Raw genomic sequence first — 20,408 nt, 5'->3', positions numbered from 1 at the left:
CCGCGGATCATCTCGACAGCGTGCGCGACGGTCCGGACAGGTGGCGCGCCCGCTCTCGGCAGACGCTGGGGGGACAGCAATCGATTATAGCGCCGCGGGGAGTGAATGTATAGGGAAAGAAGCGGCCAGCGGCGGTTCCGTAAGTTGGCATCTCGGCGTCGCGGGCGACGTTTTCGCTTCTATCGTGGCGGAGGAATTACGGCTCGGCCGCAGGCAGGGCCAGGGCGGTGAACAGCTTCCCGGGGGAAGAAGGGTGCGATTTCTGCCGCGCGGCACGAGAATAGCGATGCTGAGCGGTCGCGGGTTGGCTTAGCCGATCTTGCATTGCAGAAATTCCAAGAGCTTTAGAGCGCGGCCGATTTCGGCTTTTTGCCGCTCCGGCTCTTGGGGAATTTCGCGCTCGATGGTCAGCGGGCCGGTGTAGCCCACCTTGTCGAGCGTGCGCAAGAATCGGTCGAAATCGACCGCCCCCTCGCCGAGCGGCACCTCGGCGCCCCATTCCGCGCCCGGGCGGGCCGCCCAGGTCGCGTCTTTGCAATGGACGCTGCGCACGTATCGGCCGACCTTTTCCAAGGCCGGGATCGGTTCGCCCGAGCCGTAGAGGATCATGTTGGCGGGGTCGAAATTCACGAACAAATTGTCGCGCTCGACGTCGCGCAAGAATTGCAACAGGTCATCGGCCGTTTCTTGGCCGGTTTCGAGATGCAATGCCTGGCGGTTGCGGCGGCAATGCTCGCAAAGTTGCCGCGTAACTACTACCGCATCGATATACGACCCCGACTTGCGATCGTGCGGCACGAAGCCGAGATGAAGCGCGACGACGTCGCATCCGAGCGTGCGCGCGAAATCGGAAATTTCGCACATCTCTGCGAGCCGCGCCGCCCGTGTGACCGGCGGAATGAGACCGACGGTGCGCATCACGGTGGGAATATCGGCGTAGCTTTCTCCTTCGAACCCGCCGAAGACGGCCGTCAGCCGAATGCCGAGTGATTCGAGCCGCTTCAAGAATCGTTCCGCATTTTCCAGAGTTCGCGTCTTCTGATGCGGCGCGTGCAACTGGATCGTCGGCACGCCTAGTTCATGGGCCACATCGAGATTCACGCCGAGACCCGCATCGATACTCGCAAAAACACCGAGAGGGCGAAGCATAGAGGTATAGAATGAGAGTTAAGGTGAGGGAAAAAGCACAAGGGCCTGACGAGCGCTTGCGCGTCCCTATGCCTCACCCTAACCCCTCACCCTAGATTTGCCAATCCAGGTCGGCCGGCACGCTTTCGTCGGCGCGGATCCGCAGCTTTGGCTTTTCCAGAACGACGGTCGTTCGCGGATCGACGCTCCGCGTCAGCCACACGTTCGATCCGATCACGCAATCGTGGCCGATCACCGTCGCTCCGCCGAGGATCGTGGCATTCGCATACACCACGACGCGGTCGCCGATCGTCGGATGCCGTTTCGTACCGCGCACCAGATTGCCGTCGATATCGGTCGCGAAGCTGGCCGCCCCGAGCGTCACGCCTTGATAAAGCTTCACGCGTTCGCCGATCTGACATGTCTCGCCGATCACCACGCCGGTGCCGTGGTCGATGAAAAAATACTTGCCGATCCGGGCACCAGGATGGATGTCGATCCCTGTGCGCGAATGGGCCAGCTCGGTCATCATCCGCGGGATGAATGGGATCCGCAATTCGTAAAGCACGTGGGCCAAGCGATAGATCGTCACTGCTTCGAGGCCGGGATAACAGAATATCACTTCGTCGAGATTCCGCACGGCCGGATCGCCGTCGTAGGCGGCCTGTACATCCAGCGCCAGCATTTTGCGCAAGTCGGGCAGTTGCTCGAGAAACTGGATCGCCTTTGCCTGACCGAGAGCTTCGAAATCCTGATCGTCGGTGCACATTTCGCTGGCCCCGGCATCGTGACGCAGGGCGCGGCCTATTTGCAGCGTCAGCTTGTCGTGCAGCTCGTCGACCAACTCGCCGACATGATATGTGACGTTCCCCAGGTGCAGCCCTTCGCGGCGGCGAAATCCCGGGTAGAGAATCTCCTTCAGGTCCTCGCAAACCGAGATGATCACGTCGTAGCTCGGCAGCGGGCAATGGCCGAGATGATTGATCGTCGAGACCTCGCTATAGGTCCGCACGATCTTATCGGTGAGCTCTGGCAACTGCTCTTTGAGACGGAAGTCGGAGGCCATGACCTCTTATCCTAGGCGTTAAAATCGGCAAAATCAACGTACCTGGAATACTAGTCGTCCTGGGCGGGCTCGCGAGTTGAGGGGAAAACAAAAAGGCCGCGGCGGCCAACGCTAGCCGCTGGCTGCAACCAGGCATGGCCCGCGGAGTTTACGAAAGAATTCGCCGCCGTTGCCACTAGCCTCGTAAATGGCAATGTAATCCTGAATTCGTGTTTTCGGTCAATATCCACCGTGCCTCGTCCGTCAGCCGCGGAGGTATACGTTCTGCGCCGCGGCGACGGCGACGCTGACGCGGTGGCCATGCTCTGTGAGCAGTTGCTCCAGGGCCGAGAGCAGTAGCAGGACGTTTTCGCGGCGCGAGCCGTGGCCCATTACACCGATTCGCCATGCCTTGCCCTTGAGCGCGCCCAGACCGCCGGCGATTTCGATGTTGAATCGCTCCAAGAGCTGGCGGCGAATCGCCGCGTCGTCGATCGAATCGGGAATCTTTGCCGCGGCCAGCATCGGCAGGCGATATTGCTCGGCGACCACTTGTTCGATTCCCATGGCGGCCAGTCCCGCGGAAAGCGCCGCGTGGTTGAGCCGATGCCGGGCAAAGCGGTTTTCAAGCCCCTCCTCGAGCACCATTCGCAAACTCTCGTAGAGCGCGTAGGTCATATTGATCGGCGCAGTATGGTGATATACGCGCTGCTCGCCCCAATATTGCGACAACAGCGTTACATCGAGATACCAGCTTCGCACCGGCGTGCGCCGAGCCCGCACTTTTGCCATCGCGCGGCTACTAAGAGACAGCGGGGCCAAGCCGGGAGGGCAGCCCAGGCATTTCTGCGAACAAGAATACACCGCATCGAGTTCCCAGCCGTCGGTTTCGACCGGCATGCCGCCGAGGGCCGTGACCGCGTCGACGATCAACAGCGCCCCCGCCTCGTGCACCAGTTTCGCAATCTCGGCGATTGGTTGGGCCGCGCCGGTCGATGTTTCGGCCATTACGATGCCGACCACTTTCGGTTTGGACTGCCCCAGGGCAGCCTTAATCTCGTCGGGTGAGAAGACGTCTCCCCACGGGCGCTCGATCCGCGTGAGCTTCGCGCCGGCACGCGTCGCCACTTCGGCCATCCGCCCGCCGAACACGCCGGCCACGCAAATCAGCACCGAATCGTCCGGTTCGACCAGATTGTGCACGGCCGCTTCCATTCCAGCCGACCCGGTGCCACTGATGGCCAGCGTCATCTCATTGCGGGTGCGCATCACCTCACGGAGCATCCGCTGCATATCGCTCATCAGCGCAAGGTAATAAGGGTCGAGATGGCCGATGGTGCCGCTGGCGAGCGCGGCGAGAACACGAGGGTGAACGGGGCTCGGGCCGGGTCCCATCAAAATCCGCGATGGAGCATCGAGCGGCGCGGCGGGAACCGCAGATCCGGTTGCTGGGCTATCCGACATTGGGCGGCGTCTCCTTGATCAGCTGACTGAGTTGCTTGAATTCGGCTCGGTTGGAATCGGCACACCATTCGAACAGAGCCGACTCGCACGTCGTCAGCGTCGCGCCGGCCGATTCCATCCGCGCCAGCGCCACGCGGCAATCCACCTCGTGCCGCGAGCCGATGGCATCCACTGCTACGAACACGCGAAAGCCGGCCGACAACAGGTCGAGCACCGTCTGCAGCACGCAAACATGGGCCTCGATCCCCACGACAAGCCATTGATGCACCGGCAGGCGTTCCAATTCGCCCGCGATCGCTTCGCAGCCGGCCGAGCTAAATGTCGTTTTGGCGGCGATCGAACCGAGCTGCCCGGCCAATTCGCCGACCGTTCCGCCCAATCCCTTCGGATACTGCTCGGTCGCGAGCACGGGCAAGCCAAACAGCTTCGCTGCATCGAGCAATCGACGAATGTTCCAAACAATGCGGCCATGGTCCGGCAACAGCCGAATAAGCCGCTGCTGCACATCGACAACCAGCAAACCGGTGCTGCTGGCCGACATCAATTCGGGGCTACGAACAAAAGAAAAATGCTTCGATGGATCCATGCCGGCAAGCATAGCAGGGGCAGCGGAGCGAGGCTACGGGCGGAGCGCTACAGACTAAAGGCTACCGCGTTTGCGGACTACGTCGGCAAACCCGGCCTCGCCATGATCGCCTTGCGGCCGCTCGGCCGCTGCCCCATAATTGACGAAGATTTCAGGGGAAGTTGTTCGACCGTTGCCGTTGCCGGCCGAGGGCGGAAGCCGCGATGCCTCCGACATTCGATCCTTACTACAAATGGCTGGCGATCCCGCCCGCCGAGCAGCCGCCGAACCATTACCGGTTGCTCGCGCTCAACGTTTTTGAATCCGATCCGGATGTCGTTGCAACCGCGGCCGATCAACGGATGGCCCATGTCCGTTCGTTTCAAGGGGGCCAATACGTCGAAGCCAGCCAGCGTCTGCTGAACGAATTGGCGGCGGCACGGATTTGCCTGCTCAAGCCGCAAAAAAAGGCCGCCTACGATGCGGCCTTGCGCGCAAGCCTCGCCGATCAAGCGGCTCGTTTGGCCCCGCAAATCGTTGCACCGGCGACGGCCGTTGCGGATCCGATTCTCGATGCTCCTCCACTGCTGCGAGATGTGCAGGCGCCGATTGCGCCCGTGCCCGCCGCGCCGGCTCCGATCGTGTTTCCGGCGTTTCAGCCCGAGCCGGTGCCGGCCACGTTCGTTGCGGAAACCGATCGGCCCAATACGTGTCTGGAAATCGATGCCGATCCCAGTCCCGCGCAAGTCGTTGCCGCTCAGGCTTTCGCCGGACAATCGCCCGCCGCCCAGGCGGCCGTGGCGCCTCTCGCGGTCCGAGCGCCGGCCGGCCAAACGGCCGAGTGGAACGAAGACGATCCGCTCGGCTTGGGCGATTCGTTGTCGCGAACGAGTGCGCCGGCAACGCAACTGAGGCGACGAAAGCCGGGCCTGCCGCGGATTTTTTTCATCGGCCCGGTGCTGGGCATCGCGGCCGTCGTCGGAGCAGTCCTCTACAACAACGTGCGCGATGCGATGCAGGAATCCGACGCCGAAGTCGTTACTCGTCAAAACCAGCCCACTCTCAAGCATCCGGCCGAAGCGTCCCTGTCCGCGAATTCCAAGGCAAAGCCGCATCCGGGATCGCTGAAACCGGTTCCGGCCGTCGGCTTCACGCCGCAAAGCGATCCCAGCGGCGACACCTCGTTTCCATCGCTCTCGAACGTGTCGGAATCGATGCCGTCGCAACCATCGCAGCCATCGCCGTCCGAAAGTTCATCGCCCCTGGATAAACCGCAGGAAATGAAGCCGACCGCCGCCCGGCTTCCCGTGCCCAGCGCCGACGCGCAGCACAAGGCGCTCGGGGAAATCAAGAAGGTCTACAAAGAGGAGTTTGCCAAAGCGACCTCGATTGAAGGGCGCGAGGCGCTGGTGATAAAATTGAGCGATGAGGCGACCAAGACAACCGACGATCCGACGATGCGCTATGTCATGGCGTCGCAGGCCCTGGAAGAAGCGATCAAGATTTGCGACGTGAAGCTGGCCTCCGGACTGGTGTACGGTCTCTGCTTCTACTACGACGTCGACAGTTGGGAATTGAAAAGCAAGACGCTCGCCCAACTTGCCGCCGTGGCCAAGTCGCCTGACATGCGCCTCGGCATCGCGAATCTCGCTTACGGCCAGGTCGACAGCGCCTTGAGGGAAGAACGCTATGACGCGGCCGTGCGGCTAGCCTCGACCGCCGCGGAGCTTGCCGCCATCGGGCGCGATGTCTCGCTGCGAGAGAAGACTCGCGAGGCGAATTCCCGCGCCCACCGCATCCAACAGGAAGCCATGGAAGTCGAAGCCGCTCAGCAACGCCTGGCCCGGCAATCCGACGACGCCGCGGCCCATCTGCTGATCGGACGATTCTATTGCATGGAGCGCAACGACTGGGATTCCGGGTTGCCGCATCTCGTTCGCGGAAGCGATCCGGACCTGAGCGCAATCGCCCGCCGCGAAATGGCCGGCGCAGCCCAGTCGGCCGAGCAAATGGCGCTCGCCGATGCGTGGTGGAACCTGGCCGAGAGCAACCGCGAAGCCGTCGATCCGCCGCTTGTGAAAGGAATGCGCAATCGAGCCGTGTACTGGTACCGCCGAGCGCTCGGACAACTCAGCGGCTTTGCGAAATCGAAAGCCGAAAAACGGATCGCCGAAGCGACGGCGAGCAAGGCCGCAAAGCCGAAGTGACCGCGATTGCAGTCGGATGGTTGCCTCATCAAGGGGAGCGCATGCCAGCGAATGGCGTTCGTCGATTTGGGAGGCGGTGTCGGCGGGTCGGTTCCATAGATCCTCCTTTATCGCCGCCCCGCCTGTCTGGAAGCCGTGACCGACGGATTACTCCGTAGGAGCTAGTTCGGCCAACGGCCCGACGGCAACCGACGTGCAGCGTGTGAGCGGGTATTTTGCCAGCACGGCCGCAACGCTGTCGAGCGTTACCGCGTCGATCGAATCGAGATCCTCTGTCACGCTGCGATAAGCTCCGCGGTGGGTCCAATTCGTGCCCACCGAAAACAGCCGGCTTCGTGGCCGCTCGCTTCCCAGCACGATCCGCGATGAAATCTTGCTCTTGGCCTGTGCCAGTTCGGCCGCGGTGAATTCTTCGGCTTCGGCCTGTTGATAAACCTTTCCGACGACCCGGAGATTCTCCGCCGCATTTTCCGGATCGCAACTCATGTAGGTAAGAAACGCGCCGGCGCCGACGAACTCGAAATGGTGCAGACTACAGCTTTCAGCCAGGCCGGGATCGATCAGCTCCCAATAGAGCCGGCTGCCGGAGTCGTCGCCCAGCATCGTGGTCAGCAATTTGGCGGCGAAGCGATCTGCGTCGGTCGCCGACGGCCCGTCCGACATTTGCAGCAAGTATTGCTGTGTCGCGGTCGGCTTGTGAATTAATTCAAAGCCGGACCGCGAAGCGACCGGTTTCACATCGCGCGGGACCTCGATGCGGGCCCAATTGCCGCAAACGTGTTCGGCCACGTCCACCAGCGCGTCGAAATCGATTCGCCCCGCGGCGGCCAAGACGATGTTTTGCGGACTGTAGCGGCGGGCGAAATATTGCCGCATCTTCTCGACCGGCAGCGCGCCCACGCTATCCACGGTGCCCAACACGCTCTTGCCCAGCGGATGGCCGGCGAAATGGGCCGCCCGGCATTTGTCGTCGGCCCCGAACGGCGGTTGATCCTCGTACATCTTGATCTCTTCGAGAATCACCTGCTTTTCGGTGGTGAAATCTTCCTCTCGCAGCGCGGGGCGCAGAATGTCGCCCAAGAGCTCAACGGCGCGGGATTGAAACTCGGGCAGCATGGCCGCGTAGTAGACCGTGCTTTCTTCGCTGGTGAAGGCGTTGTAGTGCGCGCCCATTTCATCGAACTCGCGATTCACGTCGTCGGCCGATCGGCTGGCGGTTCCCTTGAACATCATGTGTTCGAGGAAATGGCTTACGCCCGACACATCGTCGGTTTCGTCACGAGCGCCGGTCTGCACGAAATAGCCGACTGACGAAGTGTGGGCTTCGTTGTTGCATTCGGCGACGATTTCCAGACCGTTGGCGAGCTTCGCTTGGAGGAATTCCATGAAGGGTTGGCTCCGGGGGGCAAACTAAATTTGTCGATCTGCTCTACAACGCGCGAAACCGCAAGCGAGCACGGATATCAAACGCCGGCATGCAGATCGCTTGCGGTTTCGCGCGTCGAACCGCCGCGGGTTCTCGTATTCAGACCTTGAGCGGCTCCGAACCGAGCGTGACAATCGTGAAGTCGTCGGGCGGATTTTCCGCCAGATAGCGGTTGATGCTCTTGTCGGTTAACTCATCGACCAATCGGCCCACTTCGTCGAGCGTTCGCACCCGACCCAAGTGATACCAATCCCGGGCGATTGCCCCGCTACGGGCGGAGCTCGATTCTTGCTGCATCACCAGCGAGCTTTTCACCCGCGTCTTGAGCCGCTGGAGCTCTTCCGGCCGAACGCCCTTGGCCAAGAGCCGCAATTGCCCGAGCGTCACATCGAGCGTTTCCTGCGCCCGCGGAGCGGTGGTGCCGGCATAGCAGAGCACGCAAGCGCGATCGCGATGTGTGTGGTACGATGCATAGACGGTGTAGCACAGCCCGCGTTTTTCCCGGACTTCGGTAAACAGCCGCGAGCTCATCCCGCCGCTGAGCACGCCGACGGCCCCCGACGCCTGGAAATAATCCGGGTGCCGATAGGGCACGCTAGGATAGGCGATGCCGATCTGTGTTTGGTTCGATTCGTGGTGCAATTGGTCGAGCTTCGGCCCCCGGGCCCCCTCGGGCGGCTCAGCCGTTTCCTGCGGCTCCCAATCGCCAAGCAACTCGCCGACTTGGTCGACCAACTGTCGCCAATCGATTTTGCCGGCCACGCCGATGATCGTGCCGTTCGGCCGAAAAAGCTGCCGGTAGTGCCGGCGGACGTCGTCGATCGCGATCGCTTCGAGCGATTCCATATCCCCTTCGCTCGGCTGGCCCCAGGGATCGGGATAATGCCGTCGCTTCAGCTCGAGCATCACCTTGTGGCTCGGCTCGTCTTCGATCGCCCGCAGCTCTTGGATCACCACTTGCCGCCCGGCATCCAATTGTTCTTCGGGCAGGTGAGCCCGGCGAAGCATGTCGGCATAGATGGCCAGCGCCGGCGGAAGATTCTTGGCCAGCGTCGCCCCGCTAAAGCCGGTGTGCACCGAGCCGACCGATTCGCCGCGCTGCACGCCGAGGTTTTCCAAGTCTTCGATCAACCGCCGGCTATCGCGCTCTCCCGCCCCGCGAAGCGCCATTTCGCACGACAACGCGGCCAGCCCGCTCCGCCGATGCGGATCGTAGATGCAGCCCGACGGAATCAGGAACGTGAACGCTGCCGATTCCAGCGAGACCATCGGCTCGGCGGCCAACACCAATCCGTTGGCGAACACATGAGTTTCAATCGTTTGCTTCACGATAATCCGGTTGGAACAGGGCGAACTTGGTCCAGATCAATGCATTCCATGCGGTTTCCGCCACCTAATCCTCGACCGGAAACTCGGGTAGCTCGTCGAGATAGTCTTTCGCGGCCCCTTTTAGCCAAACGTAGTTGCGGTTGAGTCGCTTGATTGCCACGATGCGGTCCGCCCACGCAACAAACAAACCGCCAACAAATGTCACAACGACGCTCCCGATCGCCCACGCCAGGATGCAGGGTCGGGGAACCTTGGCGCAAGCCACGAGTCCAACGATACCGCCAACGATCAGGACGAAGCCCGCAGCCGGCAGCAATTGGTGGAAGGTGGAGTGCCGCTTGCATAATCCGATCCGCACCGCCGCATGCTCGGCCCATACCTGGGCGACGCGGAGATAAACGATGGGAGTGAGCAAGAGAAACGAATAGATCATTGGGTGATGCCAATGCAGCACCCGCGCAATCGAGTTGCCGTCCGCGGCAGCATTGCATCGCACGTAGCGGTCGGGAAGCTTCGCAGCTTTCAGCCGCGCCGATGACTGCGAGGGCCGATTCATGCCCGTGTCGTCGATTGGCTTCACGCGCCGGCAGACGAGCAGATCGCCATCGCGCCACGCTTCGCCGGTCGCCTCGTGCGTGGGGGACGGCGGCACCGAGTCGCTCGTCAGAAAAGCGTAGGGATTGATATCGTCGTCGCTCATCCTTCATGCTCACTGCCAATCCACAAGAGCGCGGCAGCAGGCGCCACACCGCGAGCGGCCACGGCCGGGCTGGGGGCAAAGCCAAAATGCCAACGCGCCTGGGCGGAGTTAAGAAATGAGCCTAACCGTTGCTCTACGAGTACGCAACCTCGACGACTTTGTAGATGGTGCGGGCCTTGTGAAAGCCCAGCCGGCGGTAGAGGCGAATCGCAGCCTCGTTTTGACAAGTGACTTCCAAAAACACCCGTTCCAGCCCGACCTGTTGAAACCCGTCGAGCGCCTGGATCATCAAAGCCTCGCCCAACCCGTGACCGCGGTGATCGGGCACGACGCCCAAATTCTGCACGGCTCCCATTCCATTGCGATCGATGATGCCCTGGATCGTGCCGCAAAATTCGTCGTCGCCATTCGAGCCGCGGCGGGCGACCAGCCACGTCGCCTCGGGCAGGAACCCCGGCTTCTGGCGAATTTCATGCATCAACCGCACACAGCCTGGATATTCCCCCAAACAGGGGAATACATTGGCGTCGATCTCGCTGCGAAAACTGAGGTACTTCGTTTCCGCGTGGGTCTCCAACAGTGACTCGTCCCACGCGACGAACTGATACCCCTCGGCAGGCCGAACCGCTGCGAGCGATCGACCGGTCAGGTCGATCTCCATTCGCAACCGCTTGAAATAGGTCAGGCCCATGGGAGGATCCTCGCGGAAATCACCGCCGCTTATAACACAATCATAATCTAGCGGTGCGTGGCGGCGGGGTCAAACTTTTTTGCTAAAGCCCAATCGCCGGATGCGGTCCGTACCGGTTAAAACCCTTTCTACCGTCACTGTTTAGCATGCTCCTTCGCTCGGCAGGACAATTGCTATTTCGGTCCGGGTTCGGGGGGACTCGGAATCGGCGGTGGCGGCACGATTTCGGCTTTCGGTTTCGCCCTGGGCGCGACGACGGACTCGGCAGGCGGCGCGGCTGGTGAAGGTTGTGCTGGAATGGCCCGATTGGACACCGCTGCCGTGCCCGGTCGCTGCATCGCGAGCGCGGCGTGGGCCCAAAGGCCGGTTGCGTTGCTCCCCCCGTAGAGATCGACGCCGCGGAACCAATCGAGCGGCGGCGACTGAAAATCGGGCGGCGCGCTGGGCAAAACTCCGCCGCCTGCCTCGGATTGGCCGACGGTCGTCCAAGTGGGAAATTCGCCGGCATGGGTTTGCAATTCATACCGGCCGCCAATCGGCGAAACCAGTCGGGCATCCAACAGCCGCTCGGCCGTGTTCAACGCGTCGTTGGAATCGACGCCGAGTTGCGTCGTCAGCCGGTGCAAGAACCGCGCATTGCCGCGGCTCACGCCACGCGCTCGCAAATAGAGAATCTGGTTGGCCAGCCCAGCGATCTTCGAACCGCTGACATCGTCCGAATGTAGCCAGATTTGTGCCGGTTGCTCGACTTCGGCGACATTCAGGCTTCCGGCGACCTCCGCCAGGACATCGCGTTTCATCGACGCAACGGTGATCGGGCCCGCGGCGGTCGCGATCTGTCGCTGCCAGAAGTTGCCGCCGTAGCCATATCCCGCGGCGTCGATTTGAACATTCGAGCCGCCGATGCCGAAATTCGCAAGCGGCCCCGGCGACGGCCATCCACCGACGTACCATCGGAGCGCCTCGATCGCATTCAGCCCCGGCAGCACTTGCCCGAGCAAACCTCCGGCTGGCGATCCTTGGCCGAGGATTCCTTGCAGCGGAATTCCGGCGATCGCGGGAGTTTGCACCGCAGCGCCAGTCGCCGCAGCACCAGGCACCGCAGCACCGCGTATCGCGATGCCAGGAATCGCTGCACCAGCCGGCGCCTCGGCATCGAGAATGCCGGCAAACAGGTGCGTGGGCGACCCGCTGCCGCCACCGGGAAATAGCGATTTTAAGAGCCCGTTGCCGCTCGTGGAAATCTCCAGAGCCACGATGTCGGCCGGCAGCGGTGCGATGCGCTGCCGACTGGCCGGGCCGAGCGCCGGCCGAACGAACTTATCGGCATTCTTCTCGAGCGGCATCATGCGGATATCGAGCGTCACTCGCTCGCGCCCCGCCTCGGGCAACGGCGCTCGCTGAACGGCAACCTCCGTCGGTCCGATCGGGCCGGTCGCTCCATTGGCAACCAAGTCTGCAAACCGGCGATACGCGACCACTTCGGCCGAGGTCGCTTGCCGGACTTCGGTGTCCGGAATCGGCAAGAATGTGCCGTGAGCGCCGCGAACCGAATCGGTCACGATGCCATCGCCGTGGAAAATCAATTGGCTGCCGTCGGGCCGATGGGCCAGCGAAACGATTCGCCGCGATAAATACCCGCCGGAAATCAATTGCTGGATCGTCGCGGCCGGTTTGCGTTCGTTCTTCGCAGCCAACCGGGCCATTTCCACTAGTTCAATATCGGTCACCGAACGCAGCCGGCGCATCATTTCGAGTTGATAATGCGGGCTGGCCAATTGGCGGAAAAATGCTTCGGAAAGATACGCAAAGACCGAATCCGACTCGCTCGGCTTGCGATCGGCGCGGGCATGCCGAAAGTCGTTCGCCTTGCCCAGCGGCCGCTCACCGGCGCCGGCTTCATAAAACCGTTCGACGATTCGTCGCGACGTGGTCACCAAATGAAAATCGCCGTCCACCGCATAGAACGATCGCACGCGATTGTCAGGCGTTGAAAGAAACGAGACATCGTGGCCGGCAATCGCCAGATGTGTCTCCCTGGCGTCGGGATTCGCGGCCAGCGTTTGCGCGCGATTGTTGCGGATATCGTTGGCCAACAGCAGGTTTGCCCTGGCTTGAAACAACATTCCGATCGCGGCCCCTTCGCGCAGGAACGGATCGTCGCCGATGATCGCCATGTCGGCAATCACGGTCGGACCGAGCAGTTGCGACAGTGCCGATTCTTTTAGCGAAAGTTGCCGTTCGAGCCGTGCGTTCAGACCGTAATCGACGCCGCGAAGCGAAATCAGATTGCGCAGATCGCCTCCGCGTTCGTCGAGCGTCGAGCGGAACCATTGATAATTCGGGAAGCCCGCGAAGCGAACATACAGACATTCCTCCGGCACGTGCATCGCGAGCGGTTCGATTTGCACGTCGCCGATCAGCTCGGCCATCGGCGCCGCCTCGATCGACACCGGCTCCGGGAGCGGCTCGAGCGGTTCGGTAGCGAGTGTCTCGTCCGGCGGGCGCATCGAGTCGAGCTCGACCGCAAGCCGCCCCGATTCGGTGCCCAACACCAGGCCGAGCGACTGGTTTGGGTCGGGGAGTTTTTCGGCAAGCCAACCGCGCGGCCATTCGACGCGCGGCAGCGACAATCGATTCGCGAGCATCGAAGTCAGATACGCATCGGCAAGATGCGGATAGTCGTCGCTGCGATTCGGACGGCGGATGGCGGTCGTGTATTGTTTCCACCACTCAGCCAAAAGCTGCTGGCGCAATTGCGGATCCGGCTGGACCTGCATCCGCTGGGCTACACCGGCCGGGCCGAACAGCGTCAGATCGAGCGGCTCTTCGCCGGTGAAAAGAAAATACACGGTTACGGGCCGCGGCCGGGCGAGCAGTTCGCGAATCGCGGACCGCACCGGCGTGTCGACCGCCGCGGAATAGAACACGCGGCCGTTCGCTTCGGTCAACGTCAACGGCGGTCCATCCAGCAGCGAGCCGCCATTGGGCGCCGCCGTGTCGGGCGGCAATTGCACTGTCAGGCGGCCGACGCCGAACGGAGTTCCCGCGACGGCGATGGTTTCGCCATTGGGCTGGCGAAGCCGCTCGGCCAATCGCGCGCCAAGCCGGCCGCCGCTGGCGCGACCGCCGAGAATCTGCCCGTCCGCTGGCATTGCCGCGAGCGCAATGATGGCCAGCGCGATCCAGATTGCACCGGCAGAGCCCACAAGCTTTTTGATCTTGCCACTGCGGCGCATGGGCTATCTCCACTCCATAGGGACGCGCCGGGATACGAATAAGGCTCGGCCGAAAAATAACTTCCGCTCTCCGAACCCCTCACCCTGCCCTCTCCCGCGAGGGGAGAGGGTCTGTGGAGAAGTTATTTTTCGGCCGAGCCGACGTTGCATTGCAACCGCTGCAAGTGCCGGGTCGAAGAACGCGAAAAACTGAACCCCTGGCTGTGCCGCTACCATCCTATGGCGTCGAGCCCCGTGAAACTAGTTGCAAGCAGTCCACTTGCCGCAGTTCTAGCACGCAACTCCAACTTGAACCGTATGCTAACTTGAACCGTATGCCAACTTGAGCCGGGTGCCAACTTGAACCGTATGCCAACTTGAGCCGGGTGCCACTGGCCAGCGAAGTCGGCCAGTGTGAGCGTCGCAAGACGCGGCAACTCTCCGCCCAATGCCGCCGTTTGCCAAGCATTCTCGCGTCGCACATGTCCGAGCCTTACGTCAACTGGCAGGGCGCACTGGCAGGACTGCGCTGGCCAGTGCCACACAAAAACTGGCCCTCAATGCAGCGATTCTATCCCCACAAGACGACGCGCGGTTTGGCTCGCGATTCTGAAATTAAGACGACGGCACGTTTGCCGTCGGTGTAGTAATCGTCGCCGCAGAGATTCTTGCGCGGGGCGGCAGGTTCGCACGGCCCGACGCCTTCAACATAGGCCACGGCTTGCACATGCTCCGCCGCTAGCAAATCTTCCACCACGTAGTCGCGCGATTCGTCGACATCCGGATTGATCCGATGCGTCGTCAGGTTCCACGTTCGGGGCGTGAACCGCACGCCGATGTCGCGGCTGATCTGCCCGACCCACACCGGCAGGCCCTCGAAGCGCAGCGGCGAAAGCCACAGCCGCAAATGGAGCCGATCATTGATCGTGTGCCGGATCCGCTGCAAGGCGACATCCTGGCTGCGGCCGAATAAATAGAGCGGGCTGACGGGCGAATAGCGATATTGCGACCCCAACAGAAACGCGCAAGCCGTCTTCCAACATGTCGCTAATGTGATCGTTTCGCTTTCGTCCCAACGCGGCGCGAAGGCGGTCAGAATCGTTTCGAATTCGCCGATCACGACCAGATTCACCGGGTCGCCGCGCCGCGTGCCCAAATGATTGGTCGTCGTCGGTGGCATCTTTTGCAGCCGATCCGCCAACGTCGACACATCGCATGGCTCGATCGAATCGGCCGGACAGATCTCGCCAAAATCCCGATGCACGTGGTCGACCTTGATCCCGGGCACGGTGATTGCGAACGTGAAATCGCTGATGAGCTGGTCCGTCGGCACTCCGATCTCGGCGTCGTCGGCAATCGTTGCCGTTGAGTCCGCAGAAGCGGCCGCCGGCACTTGAGCAGTCGAGCCTCCGGCGACCGTTGCCGGCGCGCCCGAGGCGATTGCATGGGCCAATGAATTGCCTGCGGAATGGAGGCAAATCCGCAACACTTTCGTGCCGGCATCGAACGGCGTGAACACAAATCCTTCGACGGCAGAGCCCGGCGGAATCGGCCGCAATCGAAATGCCGACGCCTGAAACAGTGCATCCATTCGCCGGTTCGCGCGCCAAGCGGCATAAAGCTTGAATGGAATGAACAGCGCCAGCACCGGCAGCACGATGAATCCCAGCAATCCGAAAGCGGTGAGCCGTTTGACGATCGAAAAATGATTGGCCGCGGCGGCTTCCAGCGGCGTGAAATAATTCGGGTTGATCGCCAGCAAGTAGAGCCGCAAGGGTCGCTCCGAGCGATTCGTGATTCGCAGGAACACCGGCTGAATGCCCCGCCGGGCCAGCGGCACTCCGAACCGTCGTGAGCTTTCGCGGGCGTCGAGCACCGCGGCGGTCACGTCGGCACTGGCGTCGCTTTGCATCTGCGCGCGAGCCATAAACGTGCACAACGTCGCGTCGGGGTCGTAGGCGAGCGTAAAAATTCGCTGCAATAATTCGAGCTTGAACATGGGAGAAAATCTAACAAGCGGGCGCGGAATGCACCACACCGCGGCGAGCCCGCGTTACAATAGGTGCCTTACAGGCTGCACGACAAATCAGCGCGGTATTGCGACGCTCCCTCGCTTTAGGCTTCGGGCTAGTGGTCGCTGGACATTAGCCCGAAGTGTTAGCGAGGGGGGCGGCAGTAAACGCCGAAATTGGTTCCCAACGCCACCACAGTTTCCGCGAAGGAACAGAAGACCGGAGATGCTGACGTGCGCTACCAGAAAGAATCCCACGGCCTGCGGCCCAATCGCCGGCAAATACTTAAATCCGCGGCGGGCGGCGCTGCTGCTGCGGCAACCGCCGCGCTAGCGGCTCCCTATGTCGTGCCATCGCGAGTTTTCGGCGCGACCGCTCCAAGCAATCGCATTGCCGTCGGCGTCATCGGCACCGGCAATCGTGGGTTCGAAATCCTCAAGACGCTGTTGAATCAAGATTCGGCGCAGATCGTGGCTGTGTGCGACGTGAATCGAGCGAGCTTTGGCTATCGCGACGAAAAGCAGTTTCTCGGCCGCGAGCCGGCCCGAAAATTGGTCGAAGATTTTTACGGCAAGCAAACGCGCTCCGGCAAATTCGACGGCTGCGCGATGCTCACCGACTTTCGCGACGTGCTGGCCCGCAACGACATCGACGCCGTGGCTGTCGTCGTGCCCGACCATTGGCATGCCCTGATGAGCATCGCGGCCTGCAAAGCGGGGAAAGACGTGTATTGCGAGAAGCCGATGTCGCTCACCATCGCCCAAGGCCGGGCGATGGTCGATGCGGTCCGGCAGCACAAACGGGTTCTGCAAACCGGCAGCCACGAACGCTCGAATCCGCGCACCATCCATGCCATCGAGCTGGTGCGCAGCGGACGGATCGGCAAGCTGAAGCGGATCACCACGTTCGTCGGGTTCAACAACAAAATCGGGCCCGGCCCTGGGTGGAAACCGATGCCCGTGCCCGAGGGCTTCGACTACGCGACGTGGCTTGGCCCGGCGCCCGACGCTCCCTTTCACCAGGATCGCTGCTTGTATCGATTCCGCTTCAATTACGATTATTCGGGCGGGCAGGTGACGAATTTCGGCGCTCATTCGAACGACATGGCCCAATGGGCTCTGGGCGCCGACAACACCGGACCGACCGAAGTGGAATTGATCGAAGCGAAATTCTTGCCGGCCGGAAGCCTGTTCAACACGGCGCTCGAGACCAAGTTCCGCCTGCGGTATGCCGACGGCGTCGAGGTGGTTTGCCAGACCGACAAATCGCAAGTCGGCGCCCGCTTCGAAGGCACGGAGGGAGTGGTGCAAACCGGCTACGCCGGACTGTTCACCGAGCCCGCCGCGCTGAAAGCCGACTACGTCGAGCCGAAAGATGTGCAGCAATTCGCGGTCGACGCGCATGTGCGGAATTTTTTGGATTGCGTCCGCAGCCGAAAGGATCCCGTGGCCCACGTCGAGATCGGCCACCGCAGCGCCAGCGTTTGCCATTTGGGCAATATCGCGGTGCGGCTCGGCAAGCAGAAGGTCTTCCAGTGGGACCCGGCGGCCGAACGCTTCACCAACGACGACGACGCCAACGCGATGCTAACGCGACCAATGCGCGGGCCGTGGACGATCTAGATCGTTGGGCGCGGTGAACCGCTACTTTTTATCCGCGGAGTGCTTGAGGACGAATCCGGCATCGACCCAGTCGCCGACCGAATACGGATTCGGAGTTCCGGGTGTCGTCGCCACGATGTGAATCTCCGTGCTTCCCGGCGGGATTTTAACGTCGAACGGCCAGGGTTCTTGCGATAGCCGCATCGCAGGGCTTTTCGCCGCAAGCTGGCCGTCGATATATACCTCAAATACCACGCTGCAATAGCGGCCGAGAAAAAAGGCGTGGTCGCGCATGCGGAACACGGCGTCGTCGACCCCCGCCAAGGCCACGAACCGATCGTAGCGCGGCTCCAACTTCCAGCGGATTCCAGACGGAGCTCGGCCGCTGCACCCCGCTGAATATTCCCTGCCGCGGATGCTGAGTCGGGCGCCGTCCTGAGCCTGCCCGATCCGCACCGGCCAGCTCAGCGGATTGGGGCCCGATTTCGGCTCCAGACTCTTTAGCTTGGCGATCGCCAGCTCGGGTTGTGGCGGCTGCGAGGGCAGTTTGCAAAAGAATCCGCTCGTCGGAATGCTTGCGCACGCGCCGCCGCGAAATGCAGCGCAGCGGAGCGTCGTCGTTTCGTTGAGCGAGATCGCGTGCTCATAGCGCGGCGATGCGGCAGTCGGCGCCGAACCGTCAAGCGTGTAATGAATTTCTGCCCCTTCGAGCCACGGCGCCGTAAGCGACACCGTCACCGGCCGATCCCGGAATTGATACGGTCGAGCGGCCGTGCCCCATGGGGTGATTCGCACCGGTTCGGTGATCCAAGCCGCATCCCAAACGCCGGCATGCTTCATTTCTTCGCCCATGTTGATCGACGGAATATCGCTGCGCTCCAGATCGCGCACCACTCGGGCCGTCCCCGTGTCGGGAGTGAATCCCTTTGCAGGATCATATTCCGTCAGCGCGTCGGTCAGATCGCGGGCAATGAAACATCGCAACCCGGCGTCGTACATATTCTTGATCGCCGGTCCCTTGCCGAGCACGCAAAAATTGGTGTGCACGCCCATGTAGATCAACTGCGTCAGGCCGAGCTTTTCGCACAGGGAATACATGCCGGCTGCATCGCGGCCGACAATGTAATCTTGCGGCGCGATGATCAGATCGGGGTGCATTCCATCCCAGCCATAATCGGTCGGACAGGCGAAGCCCGGCCCACAGAGACACTGGCCCGCCAACGTTCCACACCAGGGGAGCGAGCGGATTTTCGGCAACGCCCGCTCGGCGACGGCCATTGCCCGCTCGCGCTGCGGAGTGCCGACGTACAGATCGGCCACATCGGTCGGGGCCCAAATCACTTTCATGCCGAACTTCCGAGCCCCTTCAAGGGCTCGATTCATCCGTGGCACCATCGCTCCGACGCGCTGCTCGGCCGTCATGCAATGGTGATAGTTCCACATGTCGACGATCACGATCCCGGTCTTCGCGGGATCGAGTCTTTCGACGGTCTCCGAAACCTTGCTGCCGCCGGCGTCGCGGCTGCGCAGATGCAATTCGAAGCCCCGCTCCTGGGCGCTAAAGCCGACCGCGCCAAAGCAAAAAATCGCTCCAGCAGCCAGACCGCTCAAAAACTTCATCGCGAGAACTCCTGTATCAAAAACCCAGGCCGGGGCCGTCGAGCACGTCGGTTCCCAGCATGCCATCGGTGATGTTGAACATCGTGGGGAGTCGCTCCGCCCAACCGCGATTGCCGGCCGGGCAGTATTGCCGCGCATTGCCTTCGATCGCGGCCACGCCCGGGATTCGGGCCGAAAGCGTCGCCGAATGCAGGAACGAAGCGCCGGGGCACGTCAGATCCTGCACGCACAGAAACATGCCATATTTTTGCGCCGCTGCGCCCATCAGCAGCGCTCCGCTGTGTCCTTTGCAGGCCTTGAGCGCAACGCCCGAATAGCCGAGCTCCCGACTCCGCAGCAGGCTTTCCAAGTCGATCAGCGATTCGTCGATCACGACCGGCTTGATGGCCGCGGCGCGATGCATGCGGTTGCCGGAATTTGCCCGCAGATCGCGCTTCGTCGGCTGCTCGACATATTGAATCCGCGCCAGCGCTTGCGGCGAACGCTCTTTGATGCGGGCCAAAAAATCGAGCAGATATTCGACATTGGCGCATTGCTCGTTGAAATCGGCCGAGTAGCACCATTCACGGCAACCGCGAATCTGTTGCGCCTCGGCCGCGACGCGCTCGATCGACAGCATGCGATCCACATCCCACGCCAGATCGTCGCCGTTGAGCTTGATTTTCAGATGCGTCAGCCCGTCGGCGGCAATCCACTCGGGAAGCGTTTCCGGCAGGCCGTCATTGATGCGCGCGGCGATGTCGGCATCGGTCAGCGGGTCGAGCGCTCCAACCAAGTGATAAAGTGGCATCCGCGGCTTCGGGCGGCGCAATGTGTAGCGATCGAGAAATTCGCCGGCAAATTCAGGCGTCAGATAGTTGGCGAGATCGCTGGATACAAACTCGGGGCCCAGCAAGTTGTACGAGTTCTGCCCGAGCGCCTTGCCGAATGCATCATGAATGGCCGCATCCAACGGGCTGGCCGCCACGAGTTGCGCCAGCCGCGGCATCGCTTCGCTGAGGGCAGCCGCCCGAACGACGGCATCGGCTTCCGACTGGAGCGAGTCGTCTAGATCAGCGACGATTGCCAGCGGATGGTCGATGCCACGATATTCCCCGGCCATGCTCACCATGCGGCGGCCGAGATCGACCATCGCGGCCAGCGTTTGCTCGGGCGCGATATTGCGCGTCGGCCAGGCCCAGCTATTGCCCATCGTCATCGACCCGCAGCCTCGCCCGCGCCGACCATCGCGCGTCTCGACCGTCACCGCGACATCGAGCACGACGACGTCCGTCACCTCGCGGCCGCCGAATTTCATCGGCGCGCGGTATTTGAAATACTGCGTGCTCGACGAAACGTTGCAGAGGCGGATGTCGGTTGGGCGCATGGGGGGAAAGGCTGTGAGGCTGTGAGGCTGCGAGGC

General features: G+C 62.1%; 14 protein-coding genes. 2 read left to right on the top strand and 12 right to left on the bottom strand.

The annotated features are described in order from the left end of the window. Nucleotides 1-309: 309 nt before the first annotated feature. From VHX65_11430 to VHX65_11415, 4 genes are all read right to left on the bottom strand, one after another. On the bottom strand, nucleotides 310-1,149 hold the full coding sequence (locus VHX65_11430; protein ID HEX3999153.1) for a sugar phosphate isomerase/epimerase family protein: 840 nt from the start codon (nucleotides 1,147-1,149) through the stop codon (nucleotides 310-312). A 91-nt stretch (nucleotides 1,150-1,240) separates the two neighbouring features. Further along, entirely contained in the window at nucleotides 1,241-2,194 is a 954-nt protein-coding gene (gene epsC / locus VHX65_11425; protein HEX3999152.1) for a serine O-acetyltransferase EpsC, read from the bottom strand. Nucleotides 2,195-2,437: 243 nt separating this feature from the next. After that, nucleotides 2,438-3,637, bottom strand: a complete 1,200-nt coding sequence (locus tag VHX65_11420) for an alanine--glyoxylate aminotransferase family protein (GenBank protein HEX3999151.1) — start codon at nucleotides 3,635-3,637, stop codon at nucleotides 2,438-2,440. Next, on the bottom strand, nucleotides 3,627-4,223 hold the full coding sequence (locus VHX65_11415; GenBank protein HEX3999150.1) for a hydrolase: 597 nt from the start codon (nucleotides 4,221-4,223) through the stop codon (nucleotides 3,627-3,629). Before VHX65_11415 ends, VHX65_11420 begins: the two co-directional genes overlap by 11 nt. Before the next feature lie 203 nt (nucleotides 4,224-4,426). On the opposite strand from VHX65_11415, the gene VHX65_11410 reads away from it, so the two are divergent. Further along, complete coding sequence (locus VHX65_11410; GenBank protein HEX3999149.1) at nucleotides 4,427-6,409, top strand: hypothetical protein; 1,983 nt, start codon at nucleotides 4,427-4,429, stop codon at nucleotides 6,407-6,409. A gap of 147 nt (nucleotides 6,410-6,556) precedes the next feature. On the opposite strand, the gene VHX65_11405 is transcribed toward VHX65_11410, so the two are convergent. The 6 genes from VHX65_11405 to VHX65_11380 form a co-directional block, all read right to left on the bottom strand. After that, nucleotides 6,557-7,795 carry a pitrilysin family protein gene (locus tag VHX65_11405; GenBank protein ID HEX3999148.1) on the bottom strand — a complete coding sequence of 413 codons (1,239 nt, stop codon included), beginning with the start codon at nucleotides 7,793-7,795 and terminating at the stop codon, nucleotides 6,557-6,559. A 139-nt stretch (nucleotides 7,796-7,934) separates the two neighbouring features. Beyond that, nucleotides 7,935-9,164, bottom strand: a complete 1,230-nt coding sequence (locus VHX65_11400) for a pitrilysin family protein (GenBank protein ID HEX3999147.1) — start codon at nucleotides 9,162-9,164, stop codon at nucleotides 7,935-7,937. Nucleotides 9,165-9,228: 64 nt separating this feature from the next. After that, nucleotides 9,229-9,864 (bottom strand): hypothetical protein, encoded by a 636-nt coding sequence (locus VHX65_11395; protein HEX3999146.1) that lies wholly within the window; start codon nucleotides 9,862-9,864, stop codon nucleotides 9,229-9,231. A gap of 133 nt (nucleotides 9,865-9,997) precedes the next feature. Next, nucleotides 9,998-10,555 (bottom strand): GNAT family N-acetyltransferase, encoded by a 558-nt coding sequence (locus VHX65_11390; GenBank protein HEX3999145.1) that lies wholly within the window; start codon nucleotides 10,553-10,555, stop codon nucleotides 9,998-10,000. A gap of 173 nt (nucleotides 10,556-10,728) precedes the next feature. Continuing rightward, nucleotides 10,729-13,794 carry a hypothetical protein gene (locus tag VHX65_11385; protein HEX3999144.1) on the bottom strand — a complete coding sequence of 1,022 codons (3,066 nt, stop codon included), beginning with the start codon at nucleotides 13,792-13,794 and terminating at the stop codon, nucleotides 10,729-10,731. Nucleotides 13,795-14,344: 550 nt separating this feature from the next. Further along, a complete protein-coding gene (locus VHX65_11380; GenBank protein ID HEX3999143.1) occupies nucleotides 14,345-15,772 on the bottom strand; it encodes an LssY C-terminal domain-containing protein in 1,428 nt (475 codons plus the stop codon). A gap of 246 nt (nucleotides 15,773-16,018) precedes the next feature. On the opposite strand from VHX65_11380, the gene VHX65_11375 reads away from it, so the two are divergent. Beyond that, complete coding sequence (locus VHX65_11375; GenBank protein HEX3999142.1) at nucleotides 16,019-17,407, top strand: Gfo/Idh/MocA family oxidoreductase; 1,389 nt, start codon at nucleotides 16,019-16,021, stop codon at nucleotides 17,405-17,407. A gap of 21 nt (nucleotides 17,408-17,428) precedes the next feature. Here the strand turns inward: VHX65_11375 and VHX65_11370 are convergent, their stop codons facing one another. Next, the gene (locus VHX65_11370) at nucleotides 17,429-19,006 is read right to left on the bottom strand and encodes an NPCBM/NEW2 domain-containing protein (GenBank protein HEX3999141.1); all 1,578 of its coding nucleotides are present in this window, start codon (nucleotides 19,004-19,006) and stop codon (nucleotides 17,429-17,431) included. 16 nt (nucleotides 19,007-19,022) lie between these two features. Then, the gene (locus tag VHX65_11365) at nucleotides 19,023-20,372 is read right to left on the bottom strand and encodes a mandelate racemase/muconate lactonizing enzyme family protein (protein ID HEX3999140.1); all 1,350 of its coding nucleotides are present in this window, start codon (nucleotides 20,370-20,372) and stop codon (nucleotides 19,023-19,025) included. Between the last annotated feature and the right edge of the window lie 36 nt (nucleotides 20,373-20,408).

It is taken from the genome of Pirellulales bacterium (genome assembly GCA_036267355.1).
Taxonomy (GTDB): Bacteria; Planctomycetota; Planctomycetia; order Pirellulales; family DATAWG01; genus DATAWG01.
This window is presented reverse-complemented; position numbering and strand designations above follow the sequence as displayed.

What these genes read in the sequence shown, in the direction of transcription:
- VHX65_11430 (HEX3999153.1), bottom strand. Translation starts at nt 1,149, where the DNA reads ATGCTTCGCCCTCTCGGTGTTTTTGCGAGTATCGATGCGGGTCTCGGC.
- epsC (HEX3999152.1), bottom strand. Translation starts at nt 2,194, where the DNA reads ATGGCCTCCGACTTCCGTCTCAAAGAGCAGTTGCCAGAGCTCACCGAT.
- VHX65_11420 (HEX3999151.1), bottom strand. Translation starts at nt 3,637, where the DNA reads ATGTCGGATAGCCCAGCAACCGGATCTGCGGTTCCCGCCGCGCCGCTC.
- VHX65_11415 (HEX3999150.1), bottom strand. Translation starts at nt 4,223, where the DNA reads ATGGATCCATCGAAGCATTTTTCTTTTGTTCGTAGCCCCGAATTGATG.
- VHX65_11410 (HEX3999149.1), top strand. Translation starts at nt 4,427, where the DNA reads ATGCCTCCGACATTCGATCCTTACTACAAATGGCTGGCGATCCCGCCC.
- VHX65_11405 (HEX3999148.1), bottom strand. Translation starts at nt 7,795, where the DNA reads ATGGAATTCCTCCAAGCGAAGCTCGCCAACGGTCTGGAAATCGTCGCC.
- VHX65_11395 (HEX3999146.1), bottom strand. Translation starts at nt 9,864, where the DNA reads ATGAGCGACGACGATATCAATCCCTACGCTTTTCTGACGAGCGACTCG.
- VHX65_11390 (HEX3999145.1), bottom strand. Translation starts at nt 10,555, where the DNA reads ATGGGCCTGACCTATTTCAAGCGGTTGCGAATGGAGATCGACCTGACC.
- VHX65_11385 (HEX3999144.1), bottom strand. Translation starts at nt 13,794, where the DNA reads ATGCGCCGCAGTGGCAAGATCAAAAAGCTTGTGGGCTCTGCCGGTGCA.
- VHX65_11380 (HEX3999143.1), bottom strand. Translation starts at nt 15,772, where the DNA reads ATGTTCAAGCTCGAATTATTGCAGCGAATTTTTACGCTCGCCTACGAC.
- VHX65_11370 (HEX3999141.1), bottom strand. Translation starts at nt 19,006, where the DNA reads ATGAAGTTTTTGAGCGGTCTGGCTGCTGGAGCGATTTTTTGCTTTGGC.
- VHX65_11365 (HEX3999140.1), bottom strand. Translation starts at nt 20,372, where the DNA reads ATGCGCCCAACCGACATCCGCCTCTGCAACGTTTCGTCGAGCACGCAG.